This is a genomic window from Cupriavidus sp. (genome assembly GCF_057315035.1).
Genome location: NZ_DBHKYV010000003.1, coordinates 304,666 through 325,585, shown reverse-complemented (window position 1 = coordinate 325,585; position 20,920 = coordinate 304,666). Strand labels below are relative to the sequence as shown.

General features: G+C 64.5%; 15 protein-coding genes. 9 read left to right on the top strand and 6 right to left on the bottom strand.

Features of this window, described 5'->3' with window-relative positions; translation table 11 throughout:
- Window position 1: 1 nt before the first annotated feature.
- Window positions 2-1,918 (bottom strand): hybrid sensor histidine kinase/response regulator, encoded by a 1,917-nt coding sequence (locus ACO550_RS07890; RefSeq protein ID WP_315593575.1) that lies wholly within the window; start codon window positions 1,916-1,918, stop codon window positions 2-4.
- A gap of 100 nt (window positions 1,919-2,018) precedes the next feature.
- Window positions 2,019-2,192, bottom strand: coding sequence for a hypothetical protein (locus ACO550_RS07885; RefSeq protein WP_315593576.1), 174 nt, complete (start codon window positions 2,190-2,192; stop codon window positions 2,019-2,021).
- Window positions 2,193-2,440: 248 nt separating this feature from the next.
- Here ACO550_RS07885 and ACO550_RS07880 point away from each other — a divergent pair, with 248 nt between their 5' ends.
- The 4 genes from ACO550_RS07880 (at window position 2,441) to treY (ending at window position 11,509) form a co-directional block, all read left to right on the top strand.
- On the top strand, window positions 2,441-5,020 hold the full coding sequence (locus tag ACO550_RS07880; RefSeq protein ID WP_315593594.1) for a glycogen/starch/alpha-glucan family phosphorylase: 2,580 nt from the start codon (window positions 2,441-2,443) through the stop codon (window positions 5,018-5,020).
- Window positions 5,021-5,269: 249 nt separating this feature from the next.
- Entirely contained in the window at window positions 5,270-6,877 is a 1,608-nt protein-coding gene (gene glgA, locus ACO550_RS07875) for a glycogen synthase GlgA (protein ID WP_315593577.1), read from the top strand.
- 74 nt (window positions 6,878-6,951) lie between these two features.
- Window positions 6,952-8,865 carry a malto-oligosyltrehalose trehalohydrolase gene (gene treZ / locus ACO550_RS07870; RefSeq protein ID WP_315593578.1) on the top strand — a complete coding sequence of 638 codons (1,914 nt, stop codon included), beginning with the start codon at window positions 6,952-6,954 and terminating at the stop codon, window positions 8,863-8,865.
- A 7-nt stretch (window positions 8,866-8,872) separates the two neighbouring features.
- Window positions 8,873-11,509, top strand: coding sequence for a malto-oligosyltrehalose synthase (treY, locus tag ACO550_RS07865; protein WP_315593579.1), 2,637 nt, complete (start codon window positions 8,873-8,875; stop codon window positions 11,507-11,509).
- A 196-nt stretch (window positions 11,510-11,705) separates the two neighbouring features.
- Here treY and surE read toward each other — a convergent pair whose 3' ends face one another.
- From surE to ACO550_RS07845, 4 genes are all read right to left on the bottom strand, one after another.
- Window positions 11,706-12,482 carry a 5'/3'-nucleotidase SurE gene (gene surE, locus ACO550_RS07860; protein ID WP_315593580.1) on the bottom strand — a complete coding sequence of 259 codons (777 nt, stop codon included), beginning with the start codon at window positions 12,480-12,482 and terminating at the stop codon, window positions 11,706-11,708.
- Window positions 12,483-12,600: 118 nt separating this feature from the next.
- Complete coding sequence (locus tag ACO550_RS07855; RefSeq protein ID WP_315593581.1) at window positions 12,601-13,281, bottom strand: DUF1120 domain-containing protein; 681 nt, start codon at window positions 13,279-13,281, stop codon at window positions 12,601-12,603.
- A gap of 213 nt (window positions 13,282-13,494) precedes the next feature.
- Complete coding sequence (locus tag ACO550_RS07850; RefSeq protein ID WP_315593582.1) at window positions 13,495-13,905, bottom strand: hypothetical protein; 411 nt, start codon at window positions 13,903-13,905, stop codon at window positions 13,495-13,497.
- 250 nt (window positions 13,906-14,155) lie between these two features.
- Complete coding sequence (locus ACO550_RS07845) at window positions 14,156-15,022, bottom strand: LysR substrate-binding domain-containing protein (protein ID WP_315593583.1); 867 nt, start codon at window positions 15,020-15,022, stop codon at window positions 14,156-14,158.
- A gap of 125 nt (window positions 15,023-15,147) precedes the next feature.
- Here ACO550_RS07845 and ACO550_RS07840 point away from each other — a divergent pair, with 125 nt between their 5' ends.
- From ACO550_RS07840 to ACO550_RS07820, 5 genes are all read left to right on the top strand, one after another.
- Window positions 15,148-15,735 carry a cysteine dioxygenase family protein gene (locus ACO550_RS07840; protein WP_485994534.1) on the top strand — a complete coding sequence of 196 codons (588 nt, stop codon included), beginning with the start codon at window positions 15,148-15,150 and terminating at the stop codon, window positions 15,733-15,735.
- A gap of 122 nt (window positions 15,736-15,857) precedes the next feature.
- Entirely contained in the window at window positions 15,858-17,471 is a 1,614-nt protein-coding gene (locus tag ACO550_RS07835) for a rhodanese-like domain-containing protein (RefSeq protein WP_485994532.1), read from the top strand.
- A 57-nt stretch (window positions 17,472-17,528) separates the two neighbouring features.
- Window positions 17,529-18,533, top strand: coding sequence for a tripartite tricarboxylate transporter substrate-binding protein (locus tag ACO550_RS07830; protein WP_315591417.1), 1,005 nt, complete (start codon window positions 17,529-17,531; stop codon window positions 18,531-18,533).
- A 55-nt stretch (window positions 18,534-18,588) separates the two neighbouring features.
- Entirely contained in the window at window positions 18,589-19,818 is a 1,230-nt protein-coding gene (gene metC, locus ACO550_RS07825) for a cystathionine beta-lyase (protein WP_315591418.1), read from the top strand.
- On the top strand, window positions 19,802-20,815 hold the full coding sequence (locus ACO550_RS07820; protein WP_315591419.1) for a M14 family metallopeptidase: 1,014 nt from the start codon (window positions 19,802-19,804) through the stop codon (window positions 20,813-20,815). Before metC ends, ACO550_RS07820 begins: the two co-directional genes overlap by 17 nt.
- Window positions 20,816-20,920 lie beyond the last annotated feature (105 nt).

Below are 20,920 nucleotides of genomic sequence, written 5' to 3'. Positions count from 1 at the left end.
GCTACTTGTCTGGGCGGTCCGCCAGCGCCTTGCACAGCGCCTCGACCGTGAGCGGCTTGACCAGATGCGCGTCGAAGCCGGCCACGCCGGTGCGCCGGCGATCCTCGGGCGAACTGCGCCCCGTCAGCGCGAAGACGCGCAAGGCAGTATCGGTCGGACCTGCCGCGCGCAGCGCTTCCAGTACTTCGTACCCGCTCATGTCCGGCATCTCGAGGTCGAGCAACACCACGTCGGGCGCAAACGCGCGCACCGCATCCAGGGCCTGCAAACCGGTATAGACCGGGCGCGCCTCATGCCCGAGCACGGTCAGCAACTCTGCCATGCTGTCCGCCGAATCGGCGCTGTCATCGACGATCAGGATGCGTTGTCCCGTGCATTGGGCGGCGGTGGCCCGGCTCACGCTGGCGCCGTCCATCTGCACCTCGGGCAGCATCACGGTGAACGTGCTGCCGTGCCCTTCGCCTGCGCTGCTGGCCTGGATGGCACCGCCATGCGCCTCGACCACGGCGCGCGCCAGCGCCAGGCCAATGCCGAGTCCGCTGCGTGCGCTGTCATCGCCCTCCTGCGCAAACAGGTTGAAAATGCGGTCGAGCGCATCGGTAGCAATGCCGCGTCCCGTATCCTCGATCGTGGTAATCACCTGGCCGGCCTCCGCTTTCACGGTGACCGTCACGGCACCGCCACGCTGCGTGTATTTGGTGGCGTTGCTGAGCAGGTTCGACAGGACCTGTTCGAGCCGCGCCGCATCGCCGTTGACGAACACCGGGTCGGCCGGCAATGTCACATCGAGCTTCTGGCTCGCACCCTCCAGCGCGGGCCGCATGGCCTCGATCGCCGTGGAGACCACCTCGTTGTAGAGGATCGGTACCGGCTGCACCTTGAGCTTGCCCGACGTGACGCGGCCCACATCCATCAGGTCGGTCACCAGCCGGGTCAGCAGATGAAGCTGCCGGCCAATGATCTCAGCGCAGTGGCGGATGCGCGAATCGCTGACCGGGGTAAGCCGGATCACATCCACGGCATTACGGATTGGTGCCAGCGGATTGCGCAATTCGTGCGCCAGGATGGCCAGGAACGCCTGCACGCGACGGCCCGCGTTCTCGAGATCGGCAAGGCGCGACGAGTCCGAGATGTCACGGGCCGCCCACAATATGCCCGACACGCTCTCGCCGCCATCGCGCAGCAATACCTCACGCACGTGACAGCGCAACAGCGAACCGTCCCGCCGCTGCAGGCGCTCGTCGCCGGACCAGCGTCCCGTGGCGCGCACCTTGTCCAGCCCCGTGGCCTCGGTATCGGATGCCACACCGTGTTGCGAATAAAGCAGCGCCAGCGATTGGCCCACCGCTTCCTGCCCGGTGTAGCCGAACAGCGCCTGCGCACCCGCGCTCCAGCTACGGATGACGCCCTCGGGGCTCAGTTCGCAAACCGCGCAATCATCGAGGGTTTCGAGCAGTTGCTGCTGGCGGGTCTCGATGATCCTTGCATGCTCCTCGGCTGCGTACTGGATCGTGATATCGCGGTACACCGCGGCGAATCCGTCCGGGTTGCCTTCGAAGTCGCGCAGTTGCACCAGTACGGCACTGGCGTAGAACATGCTGCCATCGAGCCGCACGCGCCAGCCTTTTTGCTCGGTGCGGCCGTCATCGCGCGCTGCCGCAAGCCAGCTGTCAGGCTCGCCAGCCGCAACGGCCTCGGGGGTATGAAACATCGCAACAGGACATCCGGCCACTGCTTCCGCGTCGTAGAGCAACACGCGGCGCGCGGCATCGGTCCAGGCGCGGACGCGTCCTTCCTGGGTGAGTTCGAAGATTGCCGTGTCGTCAACGGCATCGAGCAACGTGGCGACATGCGCGGCCCGCAGCGCTGGGTGGCCCGGCGCACGCTCCCGCGCAAGGTCCGATATCTGCCGGTCCATGGGCAATTTCAATCCTCTGTGTCTGGGTCTGCTTTTCTTGGAAGCAGTCAAGCAAGCATGGCAAGCCGCGTGCAAAAACTACACGGTTTGCAATACCGGATCAGCAGCAATGCTCGCGAACGCGTCCACCGCGTGCCTTGACGGACGGCGGCGGCGGATGCTTGTCGGGCAGGTTGCGCGCCGGCTGATCCCCTTTTTCCTTGTTGTGGTCAGGGCTTTGGTCAGGTCGCCGGTCCGGTCGGCGCACAGGATCGTGCGGAATATGGATCGTCATGGCACGTCTCGCATCAAAACGAGTGGATCGGGGAAACCTCCATTCAGCAGTTTCCATACCAGCCCCGGCCGCGTCGTTTCATGCGCAGCCGGCGAAATATTTTCTGGCCTGAACGCCTCAATCGTAGTAAGTGTTTTACTGTTTTGCACAGGAGCCAAGCGATGACAGATGCATCCCGGCTGCGGCCGGCCCCTGCCCATACCCCTGGCGATACGACGGATGGCTCCCTGGGTGCCAAGGGCGCCACCATGGCGCCGTTCCAGGAACATGCCGACGATACACGCACTGCGATGTCCAGCGCAACGATCCGGCGCGCATTCCTGGACCACGTCTTCTACACCCAGGGCAAGCTCCCGGGCCATGCCAGCGGCAACGATCTCTACCAGGCGCTCGCGCATACCGTACGCGACCGGCTGGTACAGCGCTGGATCAGCACCGCCGAAACCTACCAGTCGCAACCGTCGCGCACGGTGGCCTACCTGTCCGCCGAATTCCTGATGGGCCCCCACCTCGGCAACAATCTCGTCAACCTCGGGATCGTCGAGGAGGTACGTGCGGCCATGGCCACGCTGGATCTCGACCTCGACGACATCCTGTCACACGAGGACGAGCCCGGGCTGGGCAACGGCGGCCTGGGACGGCTGGCCGCATGTTTCATGGATTCGCTGGCCACGCAGGAGATCCCGGCCCTCGGATACGGTATCCGCTACGAGTACGGCATCTTCCACCAGAACATCATCGACGGCCAGCAGGTGGAAACCACCGACACCTGGCTGCGGCACGGCAACCCGTGGGAAATCCAGCGCTCCGAATGGGCCGTGCAGGTACGGCTGGGCGGCCACACCGAGCACTATACCGACGACCGGGGCCGCTATCGCGTGCGCTGGGTGCCGGAAAAGACCGTGGTCGGCGTACCGTTCGATTCACCAATCCTTGGCTACCGTGTCAATACCGTCAATACGCTGCGGCTGTGGCGGGCCGAGGCGACCGAACAGTTCGACTTCCACACCTTCAACCGGGGAGACTACCTGGGCGCGGTCAGCAAGAAAATCACCTCGGAGAACCTGACCAAGGTGCTTTATCCCAACGACGAGACGCAACAAGGCAAGGAACTGCGACTGGAGCAGCAGTACTTCTTCGTGGCGTGCTCGCTGCAGGACATGCTGCGCCTGCTGGCCACCCACGGCATTCCCGTGACGCGCTTCCACGAGAAGTTTGCGGTGCAACTCAACGATACCCACCCGGCCGTGGGTATCGCCGAACTGATGCGGCTGCTGGTGGACGACCACGACCTTGGCTGGGACGACGCCTGGCATATCGTGCGCAATGCCTTTGCCTACACCAATCACACCCTGCTGCCCGAGGCGCTCGAACAATGGCCGCTGGAACTGTTCAAACGCATCCTGCCACGCCACCTGGAAATCATCTACGAAATCAACGAACGCTTTCTGGACGAGGTACGGATACGGTTCTATGGCGACGAATCGCGGCTGTCGCGGCTGTCGCTGATCAATGAGCATGGCAGCCGCTTTGTGCGCATGGCCGGACTGGCGTGCGTGGGAAGCCACGCCATCAATGGCGTGGCCGAACTGCACTCGCGGCTGATGCGCGAGGATGTACTGAAGGATTTCTATGCGATGTGGCCCGAGAAGTTCACCAGCATCACCAACGGTGTCACGCCGCGCCGCTGGCTTGCATTATCGAACCCACGCCTGACGCGACTGGTCAGCGAAGCCATCGGCGACGGCTGGATCAAGGACCTCGAACAACTGCAGGCACTGGAGCCCTACGCCGATGACGCGGGCTTCCGTGAACAGTGGCAAGCGGTGCGGCGCGACAACAAACGCGACCTGGCCCTGCTGATCCGCGAGTCCACCGGCGTAACCGTCGATCCGGCCTCGATGTTCGACGTGATGGTCAAGCGCATCCATGAATACAAGCGCCAGCATCTGGCCGTGCTGCACATCATCGCGCTGTACCACCAGATCAAGTCCGACCCGCATGCCGATGTGCAGCCGCGCACCTTCCTGTTCGCCGGCAAGGCCGCGCCCGGATATCACTACGCCAAGTTGATGATCCGCTTCATTACCTCGGTGGCCGAGGTGGTCAACCGCGACCCGCAGGTGCGCGACCGGCTCAAGGTCGTTTTCCTGCCCAACTTCAACGTCAGCCACGGGCAGCGGATCTACCCCGCTGCGGACCTGTCCGAGCAGATCTCGCTGGCCGGCAAGGAGGCGTCGGGTACCGGCAACATGAAGTTTGCAATGAATGGCGCCATTACGATCGGCACCATGGATGGCGCCAATATTGAGTTGCGCGATGCCATCGGCACCGACAATTTCTTTCCGTTCGGACTCAATGCCTCGGAGGTCTATGCGCTCAAGGCCTCCGGCTACCACCCTTCCACGTTCTACGACAGCAGCCCCGAACTGCGCGCGGTGGTTGACCTGATCCAGCACGGCTTCTTCTCGAAAGGCGATGCCGCGATCTTCCGGCCCCTGTTCGAGGACCTGTTCCGGCACGACCCTTACCTGCTGATGGCCGACTTCGCTTCATATTTGCAATGTCAGCGCGAGGTGTCCGCCGCCTACTGCGATACCCAGCGCTGGCAGCGCATGTCGGTGCTGTCTTCGGCGCGCTCTGGCCGGTTTTCATCGGATCGCGCCATCCGCGAGTACTGCGAGCGCGTCTGGCGGGTCGACCCGGTTCCAGTCTGCCTGCTGCGGCGTTCCAGCGGCCAGATCCAGGGACCGCGTCGCGCCGGCGACGGCCTGGAACCCGGCGTCAGCTTCGACCATATCGGCGGCTTCAGCGAGCGCTGCAACTAATGGCTGATGAGTGGTGACTGGCTGCCCGCGCGGCAGCAGTTTCTACAACGGCACGGGAAGCTTATACATCGGCGTTGCCATGCCCGCCATGACTTGTGGCCGCTGCTGTTGATGCAGCGCGGCAACCACGCCGACCCGCTACCTGGCACAAAGTTCGCATTGCGACTCCCCTGCAGCGTCGTAAAAGTTGTGCGACGCGCCGCGAACCCTCATCCCAAAGTAGAACAGCAACGAAGCGGGAGTCTCACCTTGATCGCAAACACCTTGTATGTGGCGGCAGAAGCCCAGCCCCTGGCCAAGACCGGCGGACTGGCCGATGTGGTGGGTAGCCTCGCGCGTGCGCTGCAGCAACGCGGCGCCGACGTCACGATCCTGATGCCCGGCTATCCGCGCGCGGTAGCTGCCGCACGCGACGTCCGCAGCCTGGGCGCGGTTCACCTGCCGATGGCCCTGCCTCCCGGTCATAGTCCGGCCCGGCTGCTGTACGGGCTGATGCCGGATAGCGGTGTTCGCGTGGTATTTCTTGACTGCCCCTCGCTGTACGATCGCCCGGGCTCACTATATGTAGATGCCACCGGCCGCGACTTCTGCGACAACGCACAGCGCTTTGCCGCACTCGCCCATGCGGCCACGGCCATTGCGGCGGGTGACACCCCGCTGCCGGTGCCAAGCCTCGTCCATGCCCATGACTGGCATGCGGCGCTGACCCCACTGTTGATGCACGCCCGCGGCGTGCGCATCCCGACGGTCTGTACCATTCACAACCTTGCGTTCCAGGGTGTATTCCCGATGGACCTCGCAGAAGCACTGGGACTGCCCAGGGAGTACCTGACGCCGGACGGGATCGAGTTCTGGGGCAAGCTCAATTTCCTGAAGGCCGGTATCCGCTTTGCGGACCGGGTTACGACCGTCAGCCACAGCTATGCAAGGGAGATCCTCACGCCGCGCTTTGGCCATGGGCTCGACGGACTGCTCAATCACCGCGCCAGCGTGCTTGGCGCGATTCCGAATGGCATCGACACGGATACCTGGTCGCCACACAACGACCGCCTGCTGCCCCAGCGCTATGACGCCCGCACACTGGCCGGCAAGCGCGCGTGCAAGACGGCATTGCAGGAACGGCATGGCTTGCCAACCGATCCGGCACGGCCGTTGATCGCCATGGGCAGCCGACTGACCCACCAGAAAATGGCCGATGTGGCGCTGGAAGCCATCGCCATGGCACTCGACACCCATGCCGATGCGCAGTTCGTGGTGCTGGGATGTGGCGATCCTAAGCTCGAAGCCGCGTTTGCCGCGCTTGCACAACGGCATGCGGGACGCGTCGGCGTATCGATCGGTTATCGCGAGGAAGATGCGCACCTGCTGCATGCGGGTGCCGATGTGCTGCTCCATGGCAGCCGCTTCGAGCCCTTTGGCCTGACACCGGTCTATGCGATGCGTTACGGCACGGTGCCGATTGTCTCGCGCGTAGGTGGCCTGGCCGACACCGTGCGCGATGTTGGTGACGGTACCACCCCGTCCACACGCGCCAACGGCATTGTCTTTGAAGGCGAATCGGTCGAAGCCATGCGTAGCGCGATTGCGCGTGCACTAGGATGGTATGGGCGACAGCGTCACTGGCGCAGCCTGCAGCGTACCGGCATGCAAACCGACTTCGGCTGGGACGGGCCCGCGCGCCAGTACCTGGCACTGTATGGTGCGCTGGCGCCGGCCCTCGCGCACATGCCGCTGGCACAAGCCGCAGCGGCAAACGACACACCGGCCGTGCAACCGCGCAGCACGCGCCGCCCGGTAATGCCCGATAGCCCAGTGCTGGCCCCTGTGGAGGCTGGCCCCGCCGCAACCCCAGCCTGAGCGTTGTCTGACTTCCAGATCGAAGGTAGCGCACCATGATGACAGCAGCGCCAGCCGTGCCGCAGCCTGACGGCATGTCCCCCGCACCTAACTGGCAAACGCTGGGAGCCGACTCGCGCCTGCTGCCCTGCGGCGACGACGGTGCCGCAGCCTATCGCTTCGGACCGGTCAGGCTTGCGGACGGACGGGTTCGCTTCCGCCTCTGGGCACCGGATGCTGCCGCACAGGGTCACGCGGTACGCCTGGAGATTGCCGGCATGCCGCCAGTGGTGATGGTCGAAGCCGAGGCGGGATGGTTCGAGGCCGTGGCGCCGTGCTGCGATGGCGCGCGCTACTGGTTCCGGCTCGACGACGGCGAGATCGTGCCGGATCCCGCCTCGCGGTTGCAGGCCGACGACGTGCACGGCGCAAGCGTGCTCTGCCTGCCGCAAGGCACCGCCACGTTCACGTGGCAGCACACCGAATGGCGCGGGCGCCCCTGGCACGAGGCCGTGATCTACGAACTGCACGTCGGCCTGTACGGTGGCTACGCCGGCGTGACGGCGCAATTGCATCGGCTGGCCGCGCTCGGCTTCACAGCCATCGAACTGATGCCGCTCTCGGAATTTCCCGGCGCCCGCAACTGGGGCTACGACGGCGTCCTGCCGTTTGCACCCGAGCACAGCTATGGCTCGCCCGACGAACTGCGCACGCTGGTCGACACCGCGCACGGGCTGGGCATGATGGTGCTGCTCGATGTCGTGTACAACCACTTTGGGCCGGAAGGAAACTACCTGCATCGCTACGCCAGTGCGTTCTTCCGCGAGGATCGCCAAACGCCGTGGGGACCCGCGATCGATTTCCGGCGCCCGGAAGTCCAGCGTTTCTTTGGCGAAAACGCACGCTACTGGCTCGAGGCCTTCCGCCTTGATGGCCTGCGGCTCGATGCCGTGCACGCGATCGAAGACGAAGGTTGGCTGCCCCGGCTGGCTCAGGAATTGCGCACCTGCCTGCCCGGCCGGCACCTGCATCTGGTGCTGGAAAACGACCACAACGATGTGGCACTGCTGCAAGCCGGCTACGATGCACAATGGAACGACGATGCCCACCATGCATTGCACGTGCTGCTGACCGGCGAGCATGACAGCTACTACAGCGAATACCAGGCCTTGGTTCCCGGCAGTGCACCCGACGATGCGGCCGGCACGCCTGCACTGCGGCATCTGGCCCGCGTGCTTGCCGAGGGCTTTGCCTGGCAGGGAGAAGTTTCTGCTTATCGCAGCGGTGCAGCCCATGGACCGCTGCAAGGCCGCGAGGTGCGTCGCGGGCAGCCCAGTGCCGCGCTGCCGCCTACGTCGTTCGTGATGTTCCTGCAGAACCATGACCAGACCGGCAACCGCGCATTCGGCGAGCGCCTGGCCACGCTGGCCGATCCCGACGCCTTGCGTGCCGCCGTGGCATTGCAACTGCTTTGCCCGCAAATACCGCTGGTTTTCATGGGTGAAGAGCATGGCGCGCGCACGCCGTTCCTCTACTTCACCGACCATCCACCCGAACTGGCGCAGGCGGTACGCGACGGACGCCGCCGCGAGTTCGCCACATCGGTCGCGTTCCGCGACGATGCGCATGCCGCGCGCATCGCGGATCCGAACGCGCCGGAGACATTCGACGCCTCGCGCCCGGTCTGTGACGACACGGATGGCTATTGCCGCGCGTGGAACCATTACTACGGTGAACTGCTGTCGATCCGGCGGCATGAGATCGTGCCGCGTCTGCGCGACTGCCGCGCGCTTGGCGTGACCCTGCTCGCCGATCTGGCGCTGGTGGCGCGGTGGCGCATGGGCGACGGTTGTGTGTTGTCGATCTGGCTGAATCTTGGCGAGGCGCCAGTACTGGTCGACTGCGACGGCGGACAAATGCTGCATGCGAGCCAGCCCGGTGCCATCGCGGCGCTTTCCGCCGGCACACTGTCCGGATATTGCTGCATCGCCTGCCTGCATCCTGCGTGAGCTTGCCATGACCGCTCCCGTCGATCCCGCCGATCCCGCCGATCCCGCCGATCCCGGTTATGCTGGCGTGCCACGCGCGACCGCGCGACTACAACTGCATGCCGGCTTTACGTTTGCCGATGCAGCGAGGCTGGTTCCGTACTACACCGGGCTCGGCATCAGCCACCTCTACCTCTCACCGATCACGACGGCCCGCCCCGATTCCACGCACGGCTATGATGTGACCGACTTCACGCGAATCAACCCGGAACTTGGCGGTGAGGACGGCTTCCTTGCGCTCGCGGCATCCGCACGCGCCGCGGGCCTCGGCATCGTGCTCGACATCGTGCCCAACCACATGGCGACAGACGCGGTTCACAACGCCTGGTGGCGCGACGTGCTCGCGCGCGGCACGCAGAGTGCCTACGCGCATTACTTCGACATCGACTGGCAATCGCGCGATCCGGACCTGCACGGCAAGGTGTTATTGCCAATCCTTGGCGACCCATACTGGGACACCCTGCAAGCGGGATCGATCCGGCTGGCACACGATGGCGATGGCTGGATGGTCGTTCGTTATGGCGATCTCGATTTGCCGTTGGCCGTGCCGGCTGAACCTGGCGGGTCCTTGCACGATGTCCAGGCATTGCACGCGCTGCTGGAGCGGCAACACTACCGGCTTGCGTGGTGGCGCACTGGCGCGGCGGCGCTGAACTGGCGACGCTTCTTCGAGGTCACGGAACTGGCTGGCGTCAGGGAAGAATGCGACGACGTGTTCGAGGCCGTGCATGCACTGGTGTTCCGCCTCTATCGGGAAGGCTGGATCGACGGCCTGCGGATCGACCATGTCGATGGCCTGGCAGATCCGGCCGGGTATTGCCGACGTGTACGAGTGCGGCTTGCCACGCTGCGGCCCGGGCGCCCTGCCGAACTGGCACGTCACCACCCATGGCTGGTCGTCGAAAAGATCCTCGGCGAGCACGAGCCGTTGCCCACCGACTGGCAGGTCGATGGCACCACCGGCTACGATTTCATGGACGAAGTCAGCGCGGTGTTGCACGATCTGCGTGGCGCAGGTCCGCTCAACATGCTCTGGCTGCAGATCAGCGCCGACGACCGGCTCTTTGCGGACTACGTGCGCGCCGGCCGGCACCGTGTACTGGCACGCCACCTGATTGCCGAGGTCGACGCGATCTGTGTGCGGTTGCATGACATGGCACGCGCGGCACCCGCCACGCGCGACCTGACCGCTCATGCACTGCGCCACGCATTGACTGCGCTGATGACCGCCATTCCGGTTTATCGGAGCTATTACACCGCCGGCCATGACGAACGCGATCCATCGTTCGATGACAACATGCTGGCGACTGCCGCCGGCGCCGCGCGCAAGCACCTGGCGCCCGATGAAGCCGCCGCGCTTGATTTCATCCTGGCCGCGCTGCAAGATGCCGCGCCGCTCGACAGCGACGCCGGAAAGCTGCGCACGCGGCTGCAGCAACTGATGCCGGCATTGGCGGCCAAGTCCACCGAGGACACCGCGTTCTATCGCTATGGGCGCTTGCTGTCGCGCAATGAAGTGGGCAGTGATCCCGGTACGCTGGCCATCTCCCCGGAGCGCTTTCACGACCGCATGAAGGACCGCCAACACAACTGGCCGCATGCGATGCTGGCAGTGGCCACGCATGACCACAAGCGTGGCGAAGACGCACGCATGCGGCTGGCTGTACTGAGCGAACTGGCCGAACCTTGGGCCGAGGCCGTGGCCACCTGGGAGGCTCGCCTGGCACCGCTGCTGACCGCATCGCCCAAGGGCCCTGATGGCGTGGACCGCCTGATGCTCTATCAGACCCTGGTAGGTGCCTGGCCCGCCGATCCGCGCGCACTGCAAACCGAATCTGCCCAGCGCGAATTTGTCGAGCGCGTCCTGGCATGGCAACGCAAGGCCATTCGCGAAGGCAAGCGGCATGGCAGCTGGACGCACCCCGACACCGACTATGAAGCTGCTTGCGACGCATTCCTGCCCGCGCTGGCCATCGGCGACACCGAAAGCGTGCTCGACGACATCGGCCGCTTCGCGACACGAATCGGCACCGCAGCGGCGCTCAACAGCCTGGCCCAGACCGTCTTGCAGTTGACCGTTCCCGGCGTGCCGGACCGCTATCAAGGCAACGAGACCTGGGATTTCAGCCTGGTCGATCCGGACAACCGCCGCCAGCCCGACCATGCGCGCCTGCAGGCGCAACTCGAATGCCGTGGCGGGTGGGCTCACTGGCTTTCTCACTGGCAAGACGGACGTATCAAGCAACAGTTGATTCGCAGTGTGCTGGCAATACGCCGCGACCAACCCGCGCTATTTGCACAAGGCAGCTACGATCCACTATCCGCCAGTGGTGAGCTTGCCGCCAACGTGCTGGCATTCCGGCGCCGCTGCGGCAACGCCGAATCCGTGATTGCGGTCACGCGTCTGGCCGCGCATTACGTGGAACCCACGCTACCACGCATTGCACCCCAATGCTGGCGCGATACGGGACTGCATGCCGGCGACGGACAGTGGGTCGATGCACTGACAGGCCACGCGGTGGCCTCGCATGCGGGATGGCTGCGGTTGAAGGAAGTGTTCGGGTTATTGCCGGTGTCGGTGCTGGTGCGGACAGATAAGCGATAACCGGCTCCCCTCGCCCGCAACGCGGGAGAGGGGGTGGGGGAGAGGGCAATGCGGTTCAAATTGCCGATGTCGCGTCTTGATGCGCTGGCCCTCTCCCCCGCCCCTCTCCCGCGCGCGGGAGAGGGGAGAACACCACGGGCATATCAAGAACTGCTGGTTTGCTCCCCTGTCCCGCGAGCGGGACATGGGAGAAAATCTACCGCGCCAATCCTGCCGCCAGCACCGCTGCAGCCTCATCATCAGTACGCTCGAACCGCAACGGCGTCACCGAAATGGCCCCTCGCCCGGTCACCATTGCTTCGGCATCGTCTACATCAGGGCGAGGTCCGCGTGAGAACTGGAGCCAGTGGTACGGTATGCCGCGCGGATCCACATGGGCGCGTACGTCGATCGCCTTGACCAGACCCATCCCCTGTCGCGTGACGACCAGAGGCCCTGCATCTTGGGGATCGACGTCGGGAAAATTCACATTGAGGCATGCCTGGTCCGTCCACCCCGCGGCCAGCAGCCGGCGGATCACGTCAGGCGCCAGCGCGCGCGACGTCTGCCATTTGACCGCATTGCGATCGGTGAAGACCTGGCTCAACGCAATCGACCGGATGCCAAGCAGCATGCCAGTCATTGCCGCGCCCACGGTACCCGAGAACACCGTCTCCAACCCAAGGTTACCGCCGCGATTGATGCCGGACAGCACCAGGTCCGGCGGGTTATCGCGCATGATATGGCGCGCGGCCATCACGACACAGTCGCCCGGCGTACCGCTAATGCCAAAGCGGCGTGGCCCGTGCTCGGCAACCCGCAACGGCGCATGAAGGCTGATGGAATGCGAGGTTCCGCTCTGGTCATGTTCGGGCGCGACGATCCATACCTCGCGTGCCAGCGTCGACGCCACCTGTTCCAGTACCGCGAGGCCCGGCGCCTCGATGCCATCATCATTGGTTAGCAACACACGGTCAACAACGAAATCGGACATGGGAAACACCTGTTGAATGGGTTGAATGTGTCGATGGGTACTGTATCCGAATCCTATGTCTGGACGAAAAAAAGCCCGCATCATCGTGATGCGGGCTTTTCACTGCAGGGCAGTCGGCTTACAGGTAGACGACCGAGATCGTGGCCGAGCCGTCGAGCGACACATTCGAAGTCAGCGCGGGCAGGTCGCCGGTCTTGTTCAACGCGCCAACCACTTTCAGGACTTGCGAGACGGTCGAGGCGCTCACCGGGGCGCCACCATCGGTAGCCGACCAGGCATAGACCGTTGCCGGCGCAACGTAGTTCGACACCGTGCCGGCACCTTGCCAGCTACTGCCACCATCGGTCGAACGCGTACTGGCGGTTGCCGCCGTGCCGTCGAGCGTGGCATCGGCAGGCAACGCGCGAATCGCAAACGCGCCAAGGCTCTTGCCGTCGACGCTGCCCAGGCCATAGCCCATCGCGTTGGCGATAGTGGAATCCACGCCATTCAGAATCTGGGCCGCGCTGGCCGAACGATTGTCGTCGATGCGATAGCCAACGGCTGCTGCGGCATCGCACGTCATGGTCATGGTGATTTCGCGTTCCTGCAGCTTGGTGGCAGCAGATCCGCTCAGGCTCTTCGATGAAATCGTGCCAAAGTCGACCGAGCCGTCGCCGGACAGCGTGACCGCGCATGCAGCCGGACGGATAACACCCTTGACGATGAGGTCTGCACTCTCCGCAGCGAAAGCCCCCGCGGATGCAGTGGCCAGGAGGGTCAGCAGAAGGCCGCCACGCAGTGTATTGGTGATGTTCATGATGTCTTCCTTACAGAAATAGGGAGTTCGTCTACCAGATTGTTTTTCTCTCGCTCAACGTCAGCGGGACAAACCCTAGTCTGGACAACAGACATCAATCGATTAATCGCCAATCGCTTAAATTTCTGAATCTACATCGTTAAAGACCTTTTCTACCGTGACTGCCGCACCGTTATCCCGCCAGGAAAAGGTCCCGGCGGGATCGTCAGATCCTTAATGCAGGCGATGCGCGTCGGCATCGAGCGCGTGCTCCGCCGCGTCTCCTGCCAGTCCGCGATAGTAGAGATGCACGCCAATCGCCAGGGAGTCGTGGCGGATCTCATGCAAGGTGCGCCATGCCTGCGCCACGTCCTGGAATACCAGGTAGTGCGCTTCACGCGCTACCAATGCCGCCACTTCATGCAGGCCATGGTTCTGCAAGGCGCCAACCAGATGGTCCAGGCTGCGGTGGGTACGGGCATCGGTGCGTGGGTAGAGCATGTGCAGCACGGCGACCGGTTGGGAAGCGGGTCGCGCCGTAAAGGCGGCAACGATGTCCTGATGATGGATTGCGGTGACGGCTGCGGCTTCGTCAGCCTGGGTACGGAATGACTGGAATCCGGTGTCGAGGGTCGTGCTGTTCATTTCATCACCTCCTGGTCAGAATCTGAATGACAGTGGGTGAAAGATAGTGGAGTTTTGATGCATCGCAATATTCGATTCACGCAATAGTGAATTTCATCCATGCCGCGGAACATATTGTCCAGTTGGATACTCACGCCTCGCCTCGCATCCACTGAAAGCAAAATGAAAGTTATTGTCGAACATCGAAATATCGATACGCGTTCTTGTTAGTTTGCCGCGCGCGCGGCCCGTCCTACGATGCTGCCTTTCCTCAAGCGCTGACCAGGCCGCGCTGCAGGGCCGTTTTGAGCATCGAGAACACATGACGCGCGACAGGATTGACCGCATTGGGGCGTGCCCAGAGGTAGTAGGTGACATCGGGCAACCGCGGCAGGCCGTCGTTCTCGCCCAAGATGCGCATGTCGGCCGCCAGCAGGTCGATGCTGCGCGCCGTAATGCCAAGCCCACCGCGCAATGCCGCCTTGATGCCGATCAGGCTTGGCGCCAGATAGGCGATGCGCCAGGGGACGCCAGCCTGGGTCAGCGCCTCCAGCGACAGTTTGCGGAACAGGCTCGGCTCGTCGGCCAGGATCAGCGGTACGGGCGTGCCGCGCTCATAGACAAAGTCCGCCGAGCAGACCCAGATGGTGGGCGTGGTACGCAGTACGATGCCTTCGAGCGAGGGGTCCTCGCGCGTGGACACGGTCAGGTCGATTTCCCCGCGACGCAACGACTCCATCAGGAACGGGCTTCTGCCGACATGGATTTCGAGCCGCAGTGCCGGCGACGAGCGGGCGATATGCGAGAGCAGCACCGGCAGGATCGTGTCGGCCACATCGTGCGGCGCACCAATCCGCAGCGAGCCGGTCAGGTCGCCTTCGCGCAACATGCGCAGCGCCTCGTCGTTGATCGTCAGCAGTTGCCGCGCGTATTCGAGCAGCTTCTTGCCATGGCGCGTCAGCAGCTTGCTGCGGCCCTGACGCTCGAACAGCGTCAGCCCCAGTTGCTCTTCCAGCCGCTGCATCTGCTGGGTTACCGCCGACTGGGTGCGCTGCACGGCTTCCGCGGCAGCGCCAAACGTCTCGTGGTCGGCAATGGCCACCAGCGTCCGAAGCAGGTCCAGGTCGAGATTACGCATTCATTAGACCTGCTAATGGATTTTCGTTGTGCATTAAGTAGTTTTCAGGGCAGGTGTTCATTACAGTGAAACACGAAACACCGTTCTACCCCCCAAAAACAGAGATTGCAAGGATTGCCAGCACCATGTCCATCGCACAACAGCGCAACGCCGCCGTCGGAGACACCATCGAATCCATTAGGACCATCGTAGGCAAGGGTGGCGTCACGCGCACCAGCCTGGCCAATGTCCTGACCCACGTGGAAGACCTGGCCGCACATACCGAACTGTGGGGTGAAGCCGACTTTCCGCCGCCCGAACCCGGCGAGCGCCAGGCGCGCTACCTGATCGCCGAGGATCCGGACCAGACCTATGCGCTGTATCTGAACGTGATGCGGCCCGGCAAGCGCATTCCGCCGCATAACCACACCACCTGGGCCTGCGTGGCCGGCGTCAGCGGCGTGGAATTCAATGACGTCTACACGCGCACCGACGATGGCAGCCAGCCCGGCGTGGGCACGCTCGAACATGAGCGCACCGTGGAAGTGGGCCCGCGCAACGGTATCGCACTGCTGCCTGACGACATCCATTCCGTCGAAATCCGCGGTGAGGCGATCATCCGCCACCTGCATATGTACGGTCGCTCGCTGGAAACGCTGACCGACCGCCTGACGTTCGACCTCGAGACCGGACGCTGCCAGATCATGAACGTGGGCGTACAGACCCGCCGCTGAAGCCAGCCTGACTGGGCGGCTGCGCACCGGTAAAGACCACCGCGCCGCCCGACTCCTGAGAAACAACACGCCGCTTTTTTCCTCTCCGCGTGAGAGGGCGGCCCCCTTTTTGCCCAAATTTCATGAGCCAAGCTTCCTACACCGCTGTCGACGCCGTCACCCTGAAGGGCTGGCTGCACGATGCCGACGAGATCGCGTTGTTCGATGTACGCGAGCACGGCCAGTATGGCGAAGGCCATCCGTTCTATGCCGTGCCGCTGCCCTACAGCCGGCTCGAACTCGACGTGGGCCGCCTGGCGCCGCGCACCGATGCGCGCATCGTGCTGGCAGATGATGGCGACGGCGTGGCGCAGGCCGCGGCAGGCGCGCTGTCGCGCCTCGGCTATACCAGCCTGTTCGTGCTCGACGGTGGCATGCCAGCCTGGAAAAGCGCCGGCTACACGCTGTTCGCCGGCGTGAACCTGCCGTCGAAGACCTTCGGCGAACTGGCCGAGCACCATTACCACACGCCGCGCGTATCGGCACAGGAGCTTGCAGCGATGCAGGCGGGCCCGAATGCGCCCGTGGTGCTGGACGGCCGCCCGAGCAGCGAATTCCGCAAGATGAATATCCCGGGCGCGATCTGCTGCCCCAACGGCGAACTGGCCTACCGCGTGCGTGACCTGGTGCCCGACAGCACCACGCCGATCGTGATCAACTGCGCCGGCCGCACGCGCAGCATTATCGGCGCGCAATCGCTGATCAATTTCGGCATCGCCAATCCGGTCTACGCGCTCGAGAACGGCACGCAGGGCTGGTACCTGAACGACTTCAAGCTCGAACATGGCGGCACCGCGCGCTATCCGGACAACGCATCGCCGCGCGGACTCGACACCGCACGCGATGCCGCGCAAGCACTGACCGCACGCTTTGCCGTGCCGCACATTGCCACATCGCAAGCCAGCGCATGGCTGGCCGATGCCTCGCGCACGACGTTCCTGTGCGATGTGCGTACCGCCGAGGAATACGCCGCGCAAACCTTGCCCGGCGCCCAGCACACGCCGGGCGGCCAACTGATGCAGGCCACCGACCAATACGTGGGTGTGCGTCGCGCGCGGCTGGTGCTGTTCGATGCCGAAGGCGTACGCGCCACCGTGGTAGCCAGCTGGCTGCGCCAGATGGGCCACGATGCCGTGGTGCTCGACGGCGGCCTGCAGGCCGGTCTCGATGCCGGCATCCGCGCCGCCCAGGGACCGTCGCACGAAGTCACCGCGCTCTCGGCCATCAATGTCGAGCAACTCGCGGCGGGTACCGCGGCGCAATCGATGCTTGCGCTCGACCTGCGCAGCAGCATGAACTATCGCGCCGGCCATATCGCGGGCAGCCGCTGGGCCACACGCGCCCGGCTGGCGCAGGACCTGCGCGGCGTACCGCACGACACCACGCTGGTGCTGATTGGCGATGCCGATGGCGATGATCCGGCCGAAGTGGCGGTAGCCGACCTGCACACCCTCGGCTATCGGGACGTGCGTCGACTGCAAGGCGGATTCCCGGCCTGGCGCGATGCCGGTCATGCGATTGCGCACGGCGCCGAAACACTGCCCGATGCGCGCTGCATCGACTACCTGTTCTTCGTGCACGACCGCCACGACGGCAACAAGGCGGCAGCACGGCAATACCTGGCGTGGGAAACCGGACTGATTGCCCAGCTCGATGCGCAAGAGCTGGCGACCTTCCACTTCCCTGCCATCGACTGATTTTTACGAGCCAGCAAGCCCCCAAAACAACCTGCCAAGAAAGAACGAGGTCGCCCCATGTCACGTCCGATGTCATCACGCATTTCGCAGTTCCTGGTCACAGCATTCAGCATTGCCATCTCCGGTGCCGCAACGGCGCAGCAGCCGCTGCCACCTGTCAACGGCTTCCCGTCGCAACCGCTGCGCATCGTGTCGCCATTCCCGGCTGGCGGCGGCAACGATGCGGTGACGCGCGTGGTGGCGACGCGGCTTTCGCAGGTACTGGGCCAGAGCGCGGTGACCGACAACCGCGGCGGCGCTGGCGGCAATATCGGCACGCGCTACGTGGCGGAAGCAAAGGCCGACGGCTATACGGTGCTGACCTCGCAGGTGTCAATCATGGCGGTCAACCCGACGCTGTATCGCTCACCGGGCTTCGATCCGGTCAAGCAGTTCATTCCGGTCACGCAGATCAACGCGGCGCCGCTGGCCATCGTGGTATCGGCCAATGCGCCGTGGAAGACGTTCGAGGAACTGGCCACGCAGGCCAAGGCGGAGCCGCAGAAGATCACATTCGCCACGCCTGGCAATGGCACGCTCTCGCACCTGGTGGGCGTGGTGCTCGACAAGGACAGCAAGGTTTCGCTGCAGCATGTTCCATACAAGGGCGCGGGCCCGGCCATCAATGACCTGCTCGGTGGGCAGGTCGATGTGCTGATCACGTCGACTTCGTCGGTGGCCGGCTTTATCCAGACCGGCCGCATGCGGGCCCTGGCCGTCACCAGCCCACGCCGGCTCGGGGTATTCACCAAGGTCCCGACGCTTGAAGAACTGGGCTATCGCAATGCACGCTTCGAGGACTGGTACGGCTTCTTCGTACCGGCCGGTACGTCGCCCGAGCGCGTGGCGTTGCTGAACCGCGCGATCGTGCAGGTGCTGCAGATGCCCGAGGTGGTGAAGACCATCAACGAGGGCGGCAGCGATGTGGTTGCCAACAGTCCCGAGGCATTCGCCACGCAACTGAAGCAGGACATCTCGCGCTGGTCGCAGATCGTCAAGCTCTCGGGCGCGCATGTCGACTGACCGGCACGTTCCTTGCGACATCTCCAAAGACAATGAGCCACTCCACAGGCCAGCCATGACGAAAGCGCTCCCTACCCGCCTTGCCCATGCCGGACGCACATCGGGCGTGCCCGGCGGCCAGCCGGTCAACCCGCCCGTGGTGCGCGCCAGCACCGTGCTGTTCGAATCCGTTGCGCAGCAACGCGAGATGCGCGCGCGCCGCGATACCGAGCGCTTGTTCACATACGGCGCGCGCGGCAATCCCACCAACTTCGCGCTCGAAGACATGGTGACGATGCTCGAAGGTGGCTATCGCACGCGGCTGTTCCCATCAGGACTGGCTGCCGCGGCCATGACGATACTGGCCTATGTGCGCCCTGGCCAGCATGTACTGCTGCCCGATTGCGTCTATGAACCGGTGCGCAACCTGGCCAACGGCTTCTTGCGCCAGCACGGTATCGCCACCGATTTCTATGCGGCCGATGGTTCCGATCTCGATGCGAAGCTGCGCCCCGAGACGCGTCTGGTCTATGTGGAGGCACCGGGCTCGCTGGTCTATGAGATGTGCGACCTGCCGGCACTGGCGGCACGCGCGCACGCCCACGGCGCGCTGGTGGCGGCCGACAACACATGGGGATCGGGGCTGCTGTATCGCCCGCTGGAACTCGGCGCCGATATCTCGCTGATGGCCGCCACCAAGTACCTCGGTGGCCATTCCGACGTAATGATGGGCACGGTCTGCACCACCGAGGCCGCGTGGCAGGAACTGGCGACCATGTCTGACGCGTTCGGCATGACCGTGAGTCCCGACGATGCGTATCTGGTGCAGCGTGGTATCCGTTCGCTGGGCGCGCGGCTGGCGCAGCACCAGGCGGGCGCGCTGGCCGTGGCGCAATGGCTGCTCGAACGACCGGAAGTGGCCGAGGTGTTCTGCCCCGCGCTGCCGCACGATCCCAATCATGCGCTGTGGCAGCGAGACTGCCATGGCACCAACGGCCTGCTGTCGTTCACGCTGCGCTCGCCGGCCGCCGTGGCGCCCGAACGTTTCGTCGACAGCCTGAAACTGTTCGGCATCGGCGCTTCATGGGGTGGCTTTGAAAGCCTGGCCGTGCTGGCCGACATGCGCCGCGCGCGCAGCGTCAGCGACTGGTCGTCGCACGGAACCGTGATCCGCCTTCATATCGGCCTGGAAGCCGTGCCGGACCTGCTGGCCGACCTGGACCAGGCGTTCGCCGCCATCGCGCATCCATCGACCCCATCGCTGCAATCGACTGAAGAGGACTCATCCCATGCCCATCATCGGTGACTGGCTACGCCAGCAATCCGGCCCGGCCCGCACCAGCGGCCAGTTGCCCGTTGGCTCGATGGCCTCGGGCATGAGTGTCACGCTGCCGTACGTGGCCGTACGTGGCGCGCATCCGGGCCGCACGCTATGGCTGCACGGACAGGTACACGGCGACGAGATCAATGGCATGGTGGCGGCGCTGCGCTTCGCACGCGGCCTCGATCCGGCCACCATGCGCGGCAATGTGGTGGTCACGCCCACCGGCAATCCGCAGGCGCTCGACGCGCGTCGCAAACGCAATCCGTATGACGAACTCGATCTCGACCAGACCTACCCGGGCAATGCCGGTGGCCTGGTGTCGGAACGGCTGGCCCATGCCCTGATCAGCGAAGTGCGTGGCGTGGCAGACGTGCTGATCAACCTGCATACGATGAATCCGCTGTTCGATGCCCGGCCCTATACGGTCTACAAGGTGCATCCGGACAGCCGCGTCACCGAAGCCGACGTGCTGGCCGCGATGGCGCCGTTTCATCCCCACGTGGCCTGCCAGCAGGACGTCGGCGGCAAGGGCGAACTGCCCGGCAATATCTCGGGCGCACTCGATTACCAGTGCCTCGCGGCCGGCGTCTGTGCCTTCATGCTCGAACTGGGCAGCGGCAGCCGTTTCGAACCCGACAACATCGCCGTGGCCGAGACCGGCTTTCATACGCTGGCCGTGCAGATGGGCATCCTCGATGGCGCCCCGGCCAAACCCGCCGCGACCAGCCTGCGGCGCGTCAAGCGGCGCGGCTGGATCACGGCCGACGAAGGCGGGCTGTTTATCCCGGCCACACGCGCCGGCGATCTCGTGCGTGAGGGGGCATCGATTGGCGACACCATGAAGCTCGATGCATCGCTTACCGCCGTGAAGCCGTTCTCGCGTGATGGCGTGCTGATCGGTTTGCGCAGTGACCCTGTAGTCCATACCGGCGAACGCCTGGCATTCGTGGCGTGGGAATGGGACACGGTTTCCATCTGATCGTTTGGTTTCGGCATGACCACTGCCCGCCCTCTCCCCCGGCCCCTCTCCCGCCGTGCGGGAGTGGGGAGCAAGACATCGTTACACGTACTACCCGGAGTCTCG

Coding starts and splice junctions, on each gene's coding strand:
- ACO550_RS07890 (WP_315593575.1), bottom strand. CDS start 1,918: ATGGACCGGCAGATATCGGACCTTGCGCGGGAGCGTGCGCCGGGCCAC.
- ACO550_RS07885 (WP_315593576.1), bottom strand. CDS start 2,192: ATGACGATCCATATTCCGCACGATCCTGTGCGCCGACCGGACCGGCGA.
- ACO550_RS07880 (WP_315593594.1), top strand. CDS start 2,441: ATGGCGCCGTTCCAGGAACATGCCGACGATACACGCACTGCGATGTCC.
- treZ (WP_315593578.1), top strand. CDS start 6,952: ATGTCCCCCGCACCTAACTGGCAAACGCTGGGAGCCGACTCGCGCCTG.
- treY (WP_315593579.1), top strand. CDS start 8,873: ATGACCGCTCCCGTCGATCCCGCCGATCCCGCCGATCCCGCCGATCCC.
- surE (WP_315593580.1), bottom strand. CDS start 12,482: ATGTCCGATTTCGTTGTTGACCGTGTGTTGCTAACCAATGATGATGGC.
- ACO550_RS07855 (WP_315593581.1), bottom strand. CDS start 13,281: ATGAACATCACCAATACACTGCGTGGCGGCCTTCTGCTGACCCTCCTG.
- ACO550_RS07850 (WP_315593582.1), bottom strand. CDS start 13,905: ATGAACAGCACGACCCTCGACACCGGATTCCAGTCATTCCGTACCCAG.
- ACO550_RS07845 (WP_315593583.1), bottom strand. CDS start 15,022: ATGCGTAATCTCGACCTGGACCTGCTTCGGACGCTGGTGGCCATTGCC.
- ACO550_RS07840 (WP_485994534.1), top strand. CDS start 15,148: ATGTCCATCGCACAACAGCGCAACGCCGCCGTCGGAGACACCATCGAA.
- ACO550_RS07835 (WP_485994532.1), top strand. CDS start 15,858: ATGAGCCAAGCTTCCTACACCGCTGTCGACGCCGTCACCCTGAAGGGC.
- ACO550_RS07830 (WP_315591417.1), top strand. CDS start 17,529: ATGTCACGTCCGATGTCATCACGCATTTCGCAGTTCCTGGTCACAGCA.
- metC (WP_315591418.1), top strand. CDS start 18,589: ATGACGAAAGCGCTCCCTACCCGCCTTGCCCATGCCGGACGCACATCG.
- ACO550_RS07820 (WP_315591419.1), top strand. CDS start 19,802: ATGCCCATCATCGGTGACTGGCTACGCCAGCAATCCGGCCCGGCCCGC.